The organism is Vibrio marinisediminis, assembly GCF_014050145.1.
Lineage (GTDB): Bacteria > Pseudomonadota > Gammaproteobacteria > Enterobacterales > Vibrionaceae > Vibrio > Vibrio marinisediminis.
Genome location: NZ_JACFYF010000247.1, coordinates 1 through 273, shown reverse-complemented (window position 1 = coordinate 273; position 273 = coordinate 1). Strand labels below are relative to the sequence as shown.

Sequence of the window (273 nt, the reverse complement as noted above, 5' to 3'; positions counted from 1 at the left end):
CTACCAACAATCAAAATGTAATTAACAACGGAAATCAAACGCTTTTTGCTTCTGGAATTCAAGCTTCTCACTCCAAAAAAGGGATAGCTAAATACCAGTTTGAGTATTTAAATTATTCTGAAAATTTTAATGGAAGCAGACATATTCTATTTAGCAATTTACAATTAAAAAAATGGCATATCCTCTCCAATTCTAGTGTATTAAACGCTACATCAAATATGAATAACTCTAAATACATCCGAAGCTATAATCGCATAACCTATAATTTAAAAA

The 273-nt window shown here is 28.9% G+C and carries 1 protein-coding gene; it reads left to right on the top strand.

The features are described from left to right. The coding region (locus H2O73_RS24000) for a hypothetical protein (RefSeq protein ID WP_220457756.1) at positions 1–273 on the top strand (273 nt) is incomplete at both ends.